The following is a 14396-nucleotide window of genomic DNA, read 5'->3' as shown; positions in this document are numbered from 1 at the left end:
CGATTGCGATGCAGACCGTTCACGCGCCCCATCTGCCCGTCAGGCCCGAGTGGCTCGCATTGCGCGACGAGCCGGTGCTCGAACCCGAGCTTGCCATCGTCGACGCCCATCATCACCTGTGGGACCGCCAGACCGGGCGCTATCTCGCGGACGAATTCGGCGCGGATGTGCGCAGCGGGCATCGGGTCGTGTCGACGGTCTACGTGCAGTGTCGCTCGATGTTGCGTGCCAGCGGGCCGGATGCGCTCAAGCCGGTCGGCGAAGTGCAATTCGCGAGCGGCGTCGCCGCGATGTTCGAAAGCGGCGCATACGGCCCCGCGCGGTGCTGCGAGGCCATCGTAGGCGGCGCCGATCTGTCGCTCGGCGCGGCGCTCGATGCGGTGCTCGACACGATGCTGCAGGTGTCCGGCGGACGACTGCGCGGGATCCGCAATCCGCTCGCGTGGCATGCGAGCCCCGACGTGCGATCGAGCCCGGTCACGCCGCCGCGCGACCGGATGTCGGATCCGGCTTTCCGGCGGGGCGTGACGACGCTCGCTCGCTACGGATTGTCGCTCGACGCCTGGGTCTATCACACGCAGCTCGACGACCTGTACGAACTCGCGCGCGCCTGCGAGGACGTCGTCGTGGTCATCGACCATTTCGGCGGCCCGGTCGGCGTGGGCCCGCATGCCGGCCGGCATGCGGAAGTCCGTGCGCAATGGCAACGGCAACTCGCGCGTCTCGCCGCGCTGCCGAACACGCGCATGAAGCTCGGCGGCGCGGGCATGAGCGTGTTCGGTTTCGATTTCGCCGCGCGCGACCTGCCGCCGTCGTCGCAGGAACTGGCGGCCGCGTGGCAGCCGTATTTCGATACCTGCGTCGAATGCTTCGGCGTCGATCGCTGCATGTTCGAGAGCAACTTCCCCGTCGACAAGGGGATGTTCGGCTATCGCGTGCTGTGGAACGCCTTCAAACGACTCGCGTCGGCGATGTCGGCCGATGAAAAGGCCGCGCTGTTCAGCCGGACGGCCGCATCGACGTATCGCATCGCAATTCCCGGAGACAACCCATGAAGACGAGTGCAACCGTGGCGACGCAGGAGAGGGCGTCCGCTGCCGCGGAAAAAGGCGGTACGCGCATGACCCGTATCGAGCGGCGTTCGCTGACGCTCGCGGGGCTCGGCTGGACCTTCGAGAGCTACGACTCGTTCCTGCTTTCGCTGCTGCTGCCGACGCTCGCGCTGCAGTTCGGGCTGAGCAAGGCGCAGCTCGGTTTGTTCACGAGCGTCACGGCGGCCGGACAGATCGTCGGCGGCATTCTGTTCGGCTTCGTGTCGGACCGGATCGGGCGCGTGCGCACCGCGTTGCTGTGCGTCGGCATCTACTCGCTGTTTTCCGGCCTGATCGCATTTGCGCCCGACGCGCATTCGTTCGCCGCGTTGCGCTTTTTCGGCGCGCTCGGCATGGGCGGCACCTGGACCGCCGGCGCGGCGCTCATCGCGGAGACCTGGCACCCGAGCCGGCGCGGCAAGGGCGGCGCGCTGATGCAGATGGGCTTGCCGGTCGGCGCGATCCTCGCGATCGTGATCTCGGGCATCGTCGGCGCCGCGCATGGCGGATTGGCCGGCGACAGCTGGCGTCTGCTGTTCCTGATCGGCGCGTCGCCGTTCTTCATCCTGTTCTGGGTCGCGCGCAAGACGCCGGAATCGCCGATCTGGCTCGAACGCCGGCACGCGAAGCCGCACGCCCGCAAGCTCGACGCGGCCAGTCACGAGAAGCTTAACGTGCGCGGCCTGCTCACCGCCTTCTGCTTCATCTTCTTCCTGCAGTACCTCTACTGGGGCGTATTCACGTGGACGCCGACGTTCCTCGTCACGGTGAAGCACCTCGACTTCGTGCATAGCCTCAAGTTCGTGCTTGCGCTGCAGTTCGGCGCGATTGCCGGGTTTCTGCTGTTCTCGGCATGGGTCGACCGGCTCGGCCGGCGGCCGATGTTCCTGGCCTATCTGCTGGTCGGCGCGATGGCCGTCGGCGTGTACATCGTGTCGGCGAATCCGTGGCTGCTGATGACCGCGATCTTCCTGACCGGCTTCAGCGTGAACGGCATCTTCGCGGGCGCCGGCCCGTTCCTCGCGGAGATCATCGGCAACACGGCATCGCGCGGGTTCTTCATGGGCCTCGCGTACAACGGCGGCAGGCTCGGCGGCTTCATCGCGCCGTTGATCATCGGCGCGCTGGCGTCGACGTCGGGCGGTTTCGTGCTCGGGCTCGCGACGACGATCGTCGCGTTCGTCGCCGCGGCCGCGGTCGTGCTGTTCGCGCCCGAAACGCGCGGAAAGGCGCTGTCATGAGCGTGGCAACGCGAGCGGGGTGGGTGAGCACGCTGTTTCCGGCGCTGTCCGAGGCGTCGCTGCGGCGCTATCTGAGCGGGCAGGTCGCGTCGGTGCTCGGCAGCTGGACGCAGAACGTCACGCTGAATCTGCTGGTCTATCACCTGTCCGGCTCGGGGGCGATCCTCGCGCTGCTCAACTTTCTGCTGTACGGGCCGCAGTTGATCGTCGCGCCGGTGGCGGGCTCCCGCATCGGCTCGGCCAACGCGCGCCGCGTGACGCTGTGCGTGCTGACGGCGTCGCTGCTGCTGACCGGCAGCCTCTTCACGTTGTCGCTGCTCGGCCTGCTCGGCGTGAAGCTGATCCTCGCGCATGCGCTCGCGATCGGCGTGTCGAGCGCGGTGGAAACGCCCGCGCGGCAGGTGCTGCTGCTGACGAGCCTGCAGGACGCGACGCATACCTCCAACGCGGTCGCGATGAACACGATGGTCTACAACGTCGGGCGCATGGTCGGCCCGACCATCGCCGGATTCGTCTATCCGACGCTGGGGCCAAGGACGTCGTTTGCGATCTATGCGCTCGCGCTGTGCTTCATGGCGGCGTGCGTGCGGTCGATCCGGACCGCGTCGGCGGGCCGCCCGTCGCGCGCGGAGAGCGGCCTGCGCGATGCGGTCGGCTATGTCCTGTCCGATGCGTTCTCGGCCCGCTATCTGCCGATTCTCGCGTGCATCGGCCTGTTCGCCGGCAGCTACCAGACGCTCGTGCCGCTGCTCGCGGACCAGGGCTTTCACGATGCGGCGCGCTTTACCGGCGTGTTCTTCGCGTGCGCCGGCGCCGGCTCGTTGAGCGCGGCGGTGCTGCTGTCGTCGGCATTCGGGCCGCGCGCGTCGCACCGGTTCATCGCGTATGCACCGTGGACGGCGGTCGGCGCGCTTGCCGTGCTGGCCGCGACGACCGATGCGGCCGGATCGATTCCCGCGTTTTATGCGCTCGGCTTCAGCCTCACGTTCGCGGCCACGTCGACGAACGCGACCATTCAGCGCCAGTGCCCGGATCACGTGCGCGGCGGGCTCGTCGGGATGTACGGCATGGCCTACAACGGCACGATGCCGTTCGGTTACCTGCTCGTCGGCAGCGCATCCGAGGCGCTCGGCGTGCGACACACCTTCGCGGCAATGGCCGCCGTGCTCGCGTGCGGCGTCATGGCGGTCATCGCGTGGCAACGGTTCACAGGAACGCGCCCAGGCGCACAATAAACGGAGACAACATGCAAACCGGGTTCATGGAAGCGTCCGCGATCGAGCGCCGGACCATACGAAAGGTCGTCTGGCGACTCATTCCCTTTTTGATGATCTGCTACCTGCTTGCCTTTATCGACCGGGGCAACGTGGGGATGGCGTCGCTGCAGATGAACCACGACCTCGGGATGTCGGCGACGGTCTTCGGTTTCGGCAGCAGCCTGTTCTTCATTTCCTACTTCTTTTTCGAAGTGCCGAGCAATCTCGCGCTGCAGAAATACGGCGCGCGGATCTGGATCGCCCGGATCATGATCACGTGGGGCATCGTGTCGGCGGCGACCGCGCTCGTGCACAACGCGACGACGTTCTACGTGCTGCGTTTCCTGCTGGGCGCGGCCGAAGCCGGCTTCTTCCCGGGCGTGCTGCTTTATTTGTCGTACTGGATTCCCGCGCAGTATCGTGCGCGCATCGTCGCGACGTTCATGGTCGCGATTCCGGCCGCGAGCTTCATCGGCTCGCCGATCTCCGCGCTGCTGTTGCAGATGGACGGCGTCTGGGGGCTGCGCGGATGGCACTGGCTGTTCATCCTCGAAGGCATTCCGACCGTGCTGCTCGGCATCGCATGCCTGTTCATGCTGACGAACAAGCCGGAAAACGCGAGGTGGCTCGACGACGACGAGCGCGCGTGGCTCTCGGGCGCGCTTGCCGCCGGCCACAAGACCCGCAAGAAGGTGCCGTCGCTGCCGCTCACGCAGCTGTTCCGCAACCGCTACGTGCTGTGCCTCGCGCTCGTCGACACGTGTGCGTCCGCGGCGGGCAGCACGCTGTCCGTGTGGCAGCCGCAGCTGCTCAAGTCGTTCGGCCTGACCGTCATGCAGACCGGCCTGCTGAACGCGGTGCCGTACGCGGTGGCCTCCGTGCTGATGGTTTACTGGGGCCGGCGCTCGGACCGTGTCGGCGAACGGCGCTGGCACACGGCCGTGCCGATGCTGCTGATCGGCGTGGGCCTGTTCGCGACGTCGCTGAGCGGCTCGCTGCTGCCGACGGTCTGCATGCTCTGCGCGGTGCTGGTCGGCGCGTATTCGTTCAAGGGGCCGTTCTGGGCGCTCGCGACCGACATGCTGTCCAACAGCACCGTGGCGGCCGGGCTCGCGACGGTCAATGCGATCGCGAACCTGCTCGGCGGCGGGCTGATGGTGAACGTGTACGGGTGGGTGAAGGCCGCGACGGGCAGCTACGCGCTCGCCTTGATGCCGCTCGCGATCCTCACGCTCGTGAGCGTCGCGACGCTGCTGCTGCTCACGCGCAATCATGCGGCCGGCAAGCTGGTCGGCAAGACGGGGACCATCTGATCATGGCACGCATGGCGAGACGCGCATTCCTCCGGATCGCCGGCGCGACGCTGGCTTCGGCTGCATTGCCGAGGCCGGCCGCCGCCGACGAAACGTGGTCGAGCGGCATCGAGCCGCCGGCGTTCCGGCTGCCCGACGGGGCGATCGACTGTCACATGCACATCTACGACGACCGGTTCCCGGTCGCGCCGGGCACGACGCTGCGACCGCCGAATGCGACCGTCGCGCAATACCGGCGCGTGCAGGCGCGGATCGGCGTGAAGCGCAACGTGGTCGTGACGCCGTCGACGTACGGGACGGACAATCGCTGCACGCTCGCGGCGATCGCGCAGTTCGGCGGCGACGCGCGCGGTGTCGCCGTCGTCGACGGCACCGTGAGCGACGACGAACTCCGGGTGCTCGATCGCGGCGGCATCCGTGCGATCCGGTTCAACCTGAGCTATCCGGGCGCGACGACGCTCGACATGCTGGCGCCGCTCGCCGCGCGTATCGCGAACCTCGGATGGCACATCGAGCTGGTGGTGCAGGGCGCGCGGCTGCCCGAGCTGGAGCCGCATCTCGCGGCGCTGCCTTGTCCGCTCGTCATCGACCATATCGCGCACGTGCCGCAGCCCGGCGGGCTGGCGTCGGCCGCGCTTCGTACCGCGCAACGCCTCGTCGACAAGGGCCATACGTGGATCACGTTGTCCGGCCCGTACGTCGACAGCAAGACGGGCGCGCCTGCCTACGAGGACGTCGCCCCGGTCGCGAAGGCGCTGATCGGCATGGCGCCGGAGCGCATGCTCTGGGGCACCGACTGGCCGCACCCGACGCAGAAGACGGACAAGCCGGACGACGCGAGCCTGCTGGACGTGATCGCCGGCTGGATCGGGCGTCCGGACTGGCAGCAGCTGATATTCGTTGCGAACCCCGCGAAGCTGTACGGGTTTGCATAGCGCGGACAGGATGAGGTCGCGAACGGGCGCGCATGCGCGGACTTGGATTGACGCGCCGCGCGGCGTTACCACTCTGCGTCACCAGGCGATATTGCAGGACGACCACGACGTCCCCGCGCCTCCGGTAGCCGTGCAATGCGTGCCCGCACCGTTGTCGAAAAACGTCCGTGTTTCCGGTTGCGGTACGGACGGATCGTACGGATTCGGCGTCCCGTGCGGACCGCGTGCGGCATCGTACGGCTGCGTCGGCGCATACGCCCCGCCGCTGCCGACCGGTTTCGAACCGTTGTCCCGCAGGTATTCGTTCCAGTTCCGTGCGCGCTGTTCGGATCCGGGCAACGCGCGCCCGAGGCTGTCGCTGCCGCCCGCGCCGAGCGCGACGCGATTCGCAGGCAAGACGAAGCCGGATGCATGTCCGGCCGGCGTTTTCGCTTCGAGCGTATTGCCGGACACTCGCAACGGCCGCGTATCGGGCGTATCGAACGGGCTGCGTTCCGCGGGCGCGGCATACTGCGCGCGTCGAGTGACGCGCCGCGCACGCACCTCGTCGCGACCGGCAGCACGACGCTCCGAGCGAAACACATTGGCGCCGGCCGACCGATCGGCCAGCGTGCCGCGCTCCGAGGCATCGGCTACGGAAACGGAAAGCGTCCACACGAACGCAGCGGCGAAAGACAAGCGAAGAGCGTGACTCATCAGCGATCCCAATCAGGTGATGTGCATGGAGAAAAACGGCAGATCACTGGCTGGCGAGACTGAACGACGGACGGGCGTTGGTGCGGCCCCGAAGCGACGCGGCGAAGCGCGGTGGCGCGGTTCGCGGGAAGGCTGGCTGGATTGCAGAAGCGAGTTCGTATTATTTCATGAAAATAACAATTTGCTTTCTGTGACGATGAAATCGTCGGCGAACGGAAGGTTTTACCGCTTCGCGCGAACGCCCCTCATTGGTGCTTGCTGCCCCAATCGTCAGTTGATTGATTTTTCGCGATCGGCCTCCTGGCACCCTCCAATCGTGCCGGACTCCGCACCGAATCGCCTAAACCCTTGCACGGCAAGGCATAGATCTATCCCGCCACCTGCTATCGCAACCCGATTGCACCCCACGCAAACGTTCCCGCCCCGTCGGGGTTGCGCCCTCGTCGCCACCGTACAACACCCAAACCCTACGTGTTTTCCCTCAGTCGACAGGCATTTTTGACAGACGATTTAAAAACGCCCATATAATTTCGACTGCCTTGCCAATGGCTGTCGGACCATCCCTCCGAACCAGCGATCTGGCAAGCGGGGCAGGCGAAACGCTTGCGCAATGCAAGACGCATCACGATGTCTTTCCGAACCAGACGTCCCCCTCCGGGGACTGCAAGAGCCGGGCCCCGCTACGCAACATTCCGCTGGAGTTCCGTCTTCTATGTGTCTCGGGCGTGTCCCATGTCCTCGCCCCGGGTGCTGTTCGATTGCGCAAGTCATGCCGCCTTTGCCCGTATGACTAAACAACATCGAGGAGCTCCCAGATGACGCTGTCCCGTCTTACGTCCATTTCCGTTGCCGCCGTGCTGTTCGCCGCCGGCGCCGCCGCCGCGCAAGCGGAAACCGTGAAGATCGCCATTGCTGGTCCGATGAGCGGCTCGGTCGCCCAGTATGGCGACATGGTGAAGGCCGGCGCGCTGACCGCGATCGAACAGATCAACGCGGCAGGCGGTGCGGGCGGCAACAAGTTCGAAGTGGTGATGATGGACGACGCGTGCGAACCGAAGCAGGCTGTCGCCGTCGCCAACAAGATCGTCAGCCAGAAGATCAAGTACGTGATCGGCCACGTGTGCTCGGGTTCGACGATCCCGGCCTCGGACATCTACGAGAACGAAGGCATCGTGATGGTCACGCCGTCGGCGACCGCGCCGCAGCTGACCGAAGGCAAGAAGCGCCACTTCATCTTCCGCACGATCGGCCGCGACGACCAGCAAGGGCCGGCCGCCGCGCACTACATCATCAACAACGTGAAGCCGAAGAAGGTCGCCGTCCTGCACGACAAGCAGTCGTACGGCCAGGGCATCGCGTCGTCGGTGAAGAAGGACCTCGAGGCCGCGAAGATCCCGGTCGTGCTGTTCGAAGGCATCAACGCCGGCGATTCGGACTACTCGGCGATCATCACGAAGCTGAAGTCGCAGGGCGTCGATTTCGTCTACTTCGGCGGCTACCACCCGGAAATGGGCCTGCTGATGCGCCAGGCGCGCGAGCAGGGCGTGAAGGCCACGTTCATGGGGCCTGAAGGCGTGGGCAACAAGGACGTGACGGCGATCGCCGGCCCGGCCTCGGAAGGCATGCTCGTCACGCTGCCGGCCGACTTCTCGGCCGACCCGGCCAACGCGGCGCTCGTGAAGGCGTTCGCGGACAAGAAGCGCGACCCGAACGGCCCGTTCCAGATGCCGTCGTACGCAGCGGTGAAGATCATCGCCGACTCGATCGCGGGAGCGAAGACGACCGACCCGACGAAGGTCGCCGCGTACATGCACAAGACGACGTTCGACACCCCGATCGGCAAGGTCGCGTACGACGCGCAGGGCGACCTGAAGGCGTTCAAGTTCGTCGTCTACACGTGGCACAAGGACGCGACGAAGACCGCCGCCAAGTAATACGGCGTACCCGCCCGCGCGCCCGCCCTGTCCGAGACCCGGACGGGGCGGGCGCGTATTGGCCGCGCATCGGCCCATCGCGCGGCCAACGGGCGGCCCGAGACGACACCGTGCGTTGCGCGCGGCCGAACGCCGTGATCCGGCGGCGGCAGGCGACCCAGCGCCAACGGGAGCTTCCCGCACATGACTGACTTCTTTCCGCAATTCGCCCAGCAGCTGGTCAACGGCCTGACGCTGGGTGCGATCTATGCGTTGATCGCCATCGGCTACTCGATGGTCTACGGCATCATCGGCATGATCAACTTCGCCCACGGCGAGATCTACATGATCGGCGCGTACGTGGGCCTCGTGACCCTCACGGCCATCGGCATTTCCGCCGGTTATCCGCTGCCGCTCGTGCTCGGCGCCGCACTGATCGTGTCGGTGATCGTCACCGGCCTGTACGGTTTCGCGGTCGAGCGCGTCGCATACCGCCCGCTGCGCGGCGGCCCGCGCCTTGTGCCGCTGATCTCCGCGATCGGCATGTCGATCTTCCTGCAGAACTACGTGCAGATCGGCCAGGGTGCGCGCGACGTGTCCGTGCCCGTGCTGATCTCCGGCGCGTTCGACATCCATCTCGGCGGCGACTTCGACGTGACCGTCCCGTATTCGCGCCTGATGATCGTCTGCGTGACGCTCGTGCTGATGATCGCGCTCACGCTGTTCATCTCGCATTCGCGGATGGGCCGCGCGTGCCGCGCATGCGCCGAGGACATGAAGATGGCGAACCTGCTCGGCATCGACACGAACCGCGTGATCTCGTTCACGTTCGTGCTCGGCGCGATGCTGGCGGCCGTCGGCGGCGTGCTGATCGGGCTGACGATCGGCAAACTGAATCCGTATATCGGTTTCGTCGCGGGCATCAAGGCGTTCACCGCCGCGGTGCTCGGCGGGATCGGCAGCATCCCGGGCGCGATGCTCGGCGGCGTGCTGCTCGGCCTCGCCGAAACCTTCGCCGCGGGCTACATGCCGGCCGAGTACAAGGACGTCGTCGCGTTCGGGCTGCTCGTGCTGATCCTGCTCTTCCGCCCGACCGGCCTGCTCGGCAAGTCGGACATCGAAAAGGTCTGAGGGAGACGCAGATGAGTCAAGTCATTTCCGTTCGCCGCCCGGCCGCCGACGCTTCGCTCGGCCAGGCGCTGAAAAATGCCGTGGCCGCCGCGTTGCTGACGGCGATCCTCACGATCCCGGTGCTCGGCCTGCAGCTGAAGCTCGACGGCTACCAGGTCGTGCTGACGCCGCATTGGCGGCCGGTGTGGATCGCGGTCGCGGCCGTGTTCCTGTTCCAGTTGTTCAAGCCGTGGCTCGTGCGCGCGAAAGCGGCCGTGAAACTGCCGGCGGCGCCCGCGATGGGCGCGCGGCAGCAGCGCGCGATCATCTGGGTGCTGCTCGCGGTCGGGCTCGTGTGGTCGTTCTTCGGCTCGCGCGGTGCGGTGGACGTCGCGACGCTCGCGCTGATCTACGTGATCCTCGGCCTCGGGCTGAACATCGTGGTCGGTTTCGCGGGCCTGCTCGATCTCGGCTATGTCGGGTTCTACGCGGTCGGCGGTTATACGTACGCGATGCTGAACCAGTATTTCGGGCTGTCGTTCTGGGCGTGCCTGCCGATCGCGGCGATCGCCGCGGCGACGTTCGGCTTCCTGCTCGGCTTCCCGGTGCTGCGCCTGCGCGGCGACTATCTCGCGATCGTCACGCTCGGCTTCGGCGAAATCATCCGCCTGCTCGCGAACAACCTGACGAGCCTCACCGGCGGCCCGGACGGCATCTCGGGCATTCCGAAGCCGACGGTGTTCGGCTTCGAGATGGCGCGCTCGGCGAGCGTCGAAGGCGCGAAGACCTTCCATGAACTGATCGGGCTGGAATACAGCGGCGAGCACATGGTGATCTTCCTGTACCTGATCGCGCTGGTGCTGGTCGGCTTCACGCTGTTCGTGACGAGCCGCCTGATCCGCATGCCGATGGGCCGCGCGTGGGAAGCGCTGCGCGACGACGAGATCGCGTGCCGTTCGCTCGGCCTGAACCCGACGCGCATCAAGCTGTCGGCATTCACGCTCGGCGCGGCGTTCGCGGGGATCGGCGGCGCGTTCTTCGCGGCGCGCCAGGGCCTCGTGAATCCCGAATCGTTCACCTTCATCGAATCGGCGCTGATCCTCGCGATCGTCGTGCTCGGCGGGATGGGGTCGCAGCTCGGCGTGATTCTCGCGGCGATCCTGCTGACCGTGCTGCCGGAAGTCGCGCGCGGGTTCGCCGAGTACCGGATGCTGATCTTCGGTCTCGTGATGGTGTTGATGATGATGTGGCGTCCGCAGGGCCTGCTGCCCGCGAGCCGTCCCCACGTGGAGCTGCCGCGATGAGCGTGAATACGGAACTGTTGAAGGTCGCCGGGCTGCAGATGCGCTTCGGCGGGTTGCTCGCGGTGGACGGCATCGATTTCGACGTGCGCCGCGACGAGGTGTTCGCGATCATCGGGCCGAACGGCGCGGGCAAGACCACGGTGTTCAACTGCGTCGGCGGCTTCTACAGGCCGACCGGCGGCGCGGTCGAACTCGACGGCCACCCGATCGCCGGGCTGCCGAGCCACAAGATCGCGCTGAAGGGCCTCGTGCGGACGTTCCAGAACATCCGTCTGTTCAAGTCGCTGACCGTCGTCGAGAACCTGCTCGTCGCGCAGCATCGCAAGGTGAAGGCGGGGTTGCTGCACGGGCTGTTCGCGACGCCCGCGTATCGTCACGCGGAGAAGGAGGCGCTCGAGCGCGCGGCCGTGTGGCTCGACCGGATGGGGCTGACGTCGGTCGCCAACCGCCCGGCCGGCACGCTGTCGTACGGGCACCAGCGGCGTTTGGAGATCGCGCGCTGCATGATCACCGATCCGCGGCTTTTGATGCTCGACGAGCCGGCAGCCGGCCTCAACCCGCAGGAAAAGATCGAGCTGCAGCATCTGATCGACACGCTGCGCCGTGAATTCGGCGTATCGGTGCTGCTGATCGAACACGACATGAGCCTCGTGATGGGCGTGTCCGACCGCATCCTCGTGATGGAGCACGGCCGGCCGATCGTGATCGGCACGCCGGAAGCGGTCCGCAACGACCCGCGCGTGATCAAGGCGTATCTGGGGGAAGAGTGATGCTGAAGCTGGAACAGGTCCATACGCACTACGGCGCGGTCGAGGCGCTCGCGGGCGTGTCGATCGAGGTGAACAAGGGCGAGATCGTCACGCTGATCGGCAGCAACGGCGCCGGCAAGACGACGCTGATGATGACCGTGTGCGGCACGCCGCGTGCCTCGTCGGGCCGCGTGCTGTTCGAGGGCAACGACATCACCGCGATGTCGACGCACCAGATCATGCGGCAGGGGATGGCGATCTCGCCGGAAGGGCGGCGCGTGTTCCCGAGCCTGACGGTGCTCGAAAACCTGAAGATGGGCGGCTTCTTCGCGAGCCGCCACGAGATCGACGACGGCATCGAGCACGTGTTCAAGCTGTTTCCGCGCCTGAAGGAGCGCGCGGCGCAGCGGGCCGGCACGATGTCGGGCGGCGAGCAGCAGATGCTCGCGATCGGCCGCGCGCTGATGAGCAAGCCGCGCCTGCTGCTGCTCGACGAGCCGACGCTCGGCCTCGCGCCGCTCGTGATCGCGCAGATCTTCGACATCATCCGGACGATCCGCGACGAAGGCGTCACGGTGTTCCTCGTCGAGCAGAACGCGAACAAGGCGCTCGGTGTGGCCGATCGCGGCTACGTGCTCGAAACGGGGCGCGTGGTGCTGGCGGACACGGGCGCGAACCTGCTCGCGAACGACGGCATCAAGCAGGCGTATCTCGGCGGCTGAGCGACGGGAAGCCGCCGGCCTGCAACGGGCCGGCGGTGTCCGGCTCTCGACGTTTCCGCATGCAGGGCCGGTTCCCGGCCTTGCTTTTCCTACCCGATCCTGAACGTGCTTTTCAGTACGTCGCGCAGATGCAGCGCGGCGCGATTGCTGTCGTCCGTCAGGATCGTGATCAGATGCGGCGGCAGATCGGGCAGCACGATCCCGGCGACATGGCTCGTCAGGTTGCCCGACACGCGATCGTGCTCGATCAGCCCGACCGCGAGGCCGTTCGCGATGCAGGCTTCGACCGCGGGCGAGCTGGCGCTCTCGAGCAGCATCCGGTGCGCGATCTTCGCCTTCTTCAGCGCGTTCAGCGCGGTGTCGCGATACGGGCAGCCCTGCAGCTGCACCGCGATCGGCAGCGGCGCATCGGGATTGAACTTGAACGTGCGCGCGGCGACCCACACCGGATGGGTCTTGCTGAGCAGCTCGGCGTGCGGCGGCGCTTTCGACACGACGGCGATCGTGATGTCGAGCTGGCCGCGCGCGAACAGCTGCTGCAATTCTTCGCTGGAGCGCGCCTCGACGGTCAGTTCGAGCAGCGGCCGGTCGGCGGCGAAGCGCGGCAGGAATTCCGCCATGAAGTGCGCCGCGTACGAATCCGGGATGCCGAGCCGCAGCTTGCCGGTCAGCATCTGCGGCGACAGCGATTCGACGAGCCGGTCGTGGCTCAGCAGGAACTCGGTGGTGTCGCTCAGCAGCTTGTGGCCGAACTGCGTGAGTTCGACGGCCTGGTTGTTGCGCGTGAACAGGCGCTGCGCGACCATTTCCTCCAGCTTCTGAATCTGCGCGGTGACCGACGACGGGCTGCGGTTCACGTGAGCGGCCGCATCCTTGAAGCGGCCGAGCTTCGCGACGGCGTGGAAGGTTCGCAGCAGGTCGACGTCCAGGGTGCGCGGCATGATTTGGTTTTTCCGAATCAGTGATTCAGGTAATGTCGATTGACGGAATTATTGGGCATCCCATATTCTCGGGTCAACAGGCAGACAACGGCAGGCAGCCGGTCGGGCGTTGCACGCATCCGGGGAACGATTCATGTCGATCAATGATTTTGTCGTAGATGCATTGGTGCGGGACAGGAAGCTGAAGGCGGAGTCGGTATGGACGGTCGAGAATCACGAAAAGTATTCGACGCTGAAGCGCACGGACGATGACGCGCGGCGCAGGGCAGCGGGGCGCGAAGTCTTCTCGCTGATGCGAAACCTGAACGAGCTGGGCGTGCGGAGCCCGGCGCTGTGTGCGGATCGCGACGGCAACGGTTCGTTGCGCGAAGCGATCGGCGCGTTGAGCGAGCGGCTGGCCACGTTGTCGCGCGGCCGCGATGTCCACTACATCGAGCTCGGGCCCGAGCCGGTCAAGACGACCGAGCTGATGAGGGCCGTCAGCGGCGGCGGGCCGGACCATCTGCGCTACACGGCCGTCGACATCAACGAGTCGTCGGAAGACGCGATGCGGCACGCGATCATGCCGTTCCTGAAAACGCCCGGCTGTTTCAACTACATCGCCGACGATTACCGGAACGTGCAGTGGAACCACATCCACTTGGGCCAGGACGTGACGTTCATCACGATGCTCGGGTTCCAGGAGGGCAACGAGTTGCCGGTGACGATCGGCCGGCTGATCCGCACGCTCGGCGGGAAGTCGACCTACGTCGTATCGGAGATGCAGTTGCTCGTGGAGGGGCGCGAAGAGCCGATCTACAACTTCTACCGCAACGAGAACATGGTGCGGTTCTCCGAAATCGTCAGCCGGCAGCAGGGCTTCGAGCCGCTCGGCGAGCATCATGTGTCGATCGTGCGGCTCAATCTGCTCGGCGACCAGTTTCACGTCGCGGTCACGCTGCAACCGGTGTCGAGGGCGGGCGCCGACGGGCATCTGATCACCAACGTCTGCCTGAAGTACACGCCGGAGCAATTCCGCAACGTGCGCCTGAGCCACGGCAATTGCCGCGTGATCGAGGAGCTGCGCAGCGGGGACGGCAGCGTCGTCTACCAGATCGCGCAGTTCAAGGGCTGAATGCCGGAATG

At 66.5% G+C, this 14396-nt stretch carries 13 protein-coding genes; 11 read left to right on the top strand and 2 right to left on the bottom strand.

Annotation, left to right across the window (positions count from 1 at the left end):
• Positions 1-8: 8 nt before the first annotated feature.
• From G3N62_RS13225 to G3N62_RS13205, 5 genes are read left to right on the top strand one after another with little or no spacing between them, the layout of a single operon-like run.
• Positions 9-1055, top strand: a complete 1047-nt coding sequence (locus G3N62_RS13225) for an amidohydrolase family protein (RefSeq protein WP_124669635.1) — start codon at positions 9-11, stop codon at positions 1053-1055.
• Positions 1052-2332: an MFS transporter gene (locus G3N62_RS13220; RefSeq protein WP_034186145.1), complete on the top strand. Its 1281-nt coding sequence runs from the start codon at positions 1052-1054 to the stop codon at positions 2330-2332. The genes G3N62_RS13225 and G3N62_RS13220 overlap by 4 nt, the downstream gene beginning before the upstream one ends.
• The gene (locus tag G3N62_RS13215) at positions 2329-3567 is read left to right on the top strand and encodes an MFS transporter (RefSeq protein ID WP_124669636.1); all 1239 of its coding nucleotides are present in this window, start codon (positions 2329-2331) and stop codon (positions 3565-3567) included. Before G3N62_RS13220 ends, G3N62_RS13215 begins: the two co-directional genes overlap by 4 nt.
• Positions 3568-3578: 11 nt before the next feature.
• On the top strand, positions 3579-4901 hold the full coding sequence (locus G3N62_RS13210; protein WP_034186147.1) for an MFS transporter: 1323 nt from the start codon (positions 3579-3581) through the stop codon (positions 4899-4901).
• A 2-nt stretch (positions 4902-4903) separates the two neighbouring features.
• Positions 4904-5836 (top strand): amidohydrolase family protein, encoded by a 933-nt coding sequence (locus G3N62_RS13205; RefSeq protein ID WP_049031322.1) that lies wholly within the window; start codon positions 4904-4906, stop codon positions 5834-5836.
• A gap of 78 nt (positions 5837-5914) precedes the next feature.
• On the opposite strand, the gene G3N62_RS13200 is transcribed toward G3N62_RS13205, so the two are convergent.
• Positions 5915-6514: a hypothetical protein gene (locus tag G3N62_RS13200; protein WP_241013081.1), complete on the bottom strand. Its 600-nt coding sequence runs from the start codon at positions 6512-6514 to the stop codon at positions 5915-5917.
• 833 nt (positions 6515-7347) lie between these two features.
• On the opposite strand from G3N62_RS13200, the gene G3N62_RS13195 reads away from it, so the two are divergent.
• From G3N62_RS13195 to G3N62_RS13175, 5 genes are all read left to right on the top strand, one after another.
• A complete protein-coding gene (locus G3N62_RS13195; protein WP_006484706.1) occupies positions 7348-8466 on the top strand; it encodes a branched-chain amino acid ABC transporter substrate-binding protein in 1119 nt (372 codons plus the stop codon).
• Between the two features lie 183 nt (positions 8467-8649).
• The gene (gene livH / locus G3N62_RS13190; RefSeq protein ID WP_034186151.1) at positions 8650-9576 is read left to right on the top strand and encodes a high-affinity branched-chain amino acid ABC transporter permease LivH; all 927 of its coding nucleotides are present in this window, start codon (positions 8650-8652) and stop codon (positions 9574-9576) included.
• An 11-nt stretch (positions 9577-9587) separates the two neighbouring features.
• The gene (locus G3N62_RS13185; protein ID WP_124669638.1) at positions 9588-10859 is read left to right on the top strand and encodes a high-affinity branched-chain amino acid ABC transporter permease LivM; all 1272 of its coding nucleotides are present in this window, start codon (positions 9588-9590) and stop codon (positions 10857-10859) included.
• Positions 10856-11629, top strand: a complete 774-nt coding sequence (livG, locus tag G3N62_RS13180) for a high-affinity branched-chain amino acid ABC transporter ATP-binding protein LivG (protein ID WP_059556876.1) — start codon at positions 10856-10858, stop codon at positions 11627-11629. Before G3N62_RS13185 ends, livG begins: the two co-directional genes overlap by 4 nt.
• Positions 11629-12330: an ABC transporter ATP-binding protein gene (locus G3N62_RS13175; protein WP_124669639.1), complete on the top strand. Its 702-nt coding sequence runs from the start codon at positions 11629-11631 to the stop codon at positions 12328-12330. The genes livG and G3N62_RS13175 overlap by 1 nt, the downstream gene beginning before the upstream one ends.
• A gap of 89 nt (positions 12331-12419) precedes the next feature.
• On the opposite strand, the gene G3N62_RS13170 is transcribed toward G3N62_RS13175, so the two are convergent.
• The gene (locus tag G3N62_RS13170; protein WP_034186154.1) at positions 12420-13271 is read right to left on the bottom strand and encodes a LysR substrate-binding domain-containing protein; all 852 of its coding nucleotides are present in this window, start codon (positions 13269-13271) and stop codon (positions 12420-12422) included.
• Positions 13272-13404: 133 nt separating this feature from the next.
• On the opposite strand from G3N62_RS13170, the gene G3N62_RS13165 reads away from it, so the two are divergent.
• Positions 13405-14385 carry a hypothetical protein gene (locus G3N62_RS13165; protein WP_069245987.1) on the top strand — a complete coding sequence of 327 codons (981 nt, stop codon included), beginning with the start codon at positions 13405-13407 and terminating at the stop codon, positions 14383-14385.
• Positions 14386-14396 lie beyond the last annotated feature (11 nt).

The sequence above is a fragment of the Burkholderia sp. Tr-20355 genome, assembly GCF_017104685.1.
Lineage (GTDB): Bacteria > Pseudomonadota > Gammaproteobacteria > Burkholderiales > Burkholderiaceae > Burkholderia > Burkholderia seminalis.
This window is presented reverse-complemented; position numbering and strand designations above follow the sequence as displayed.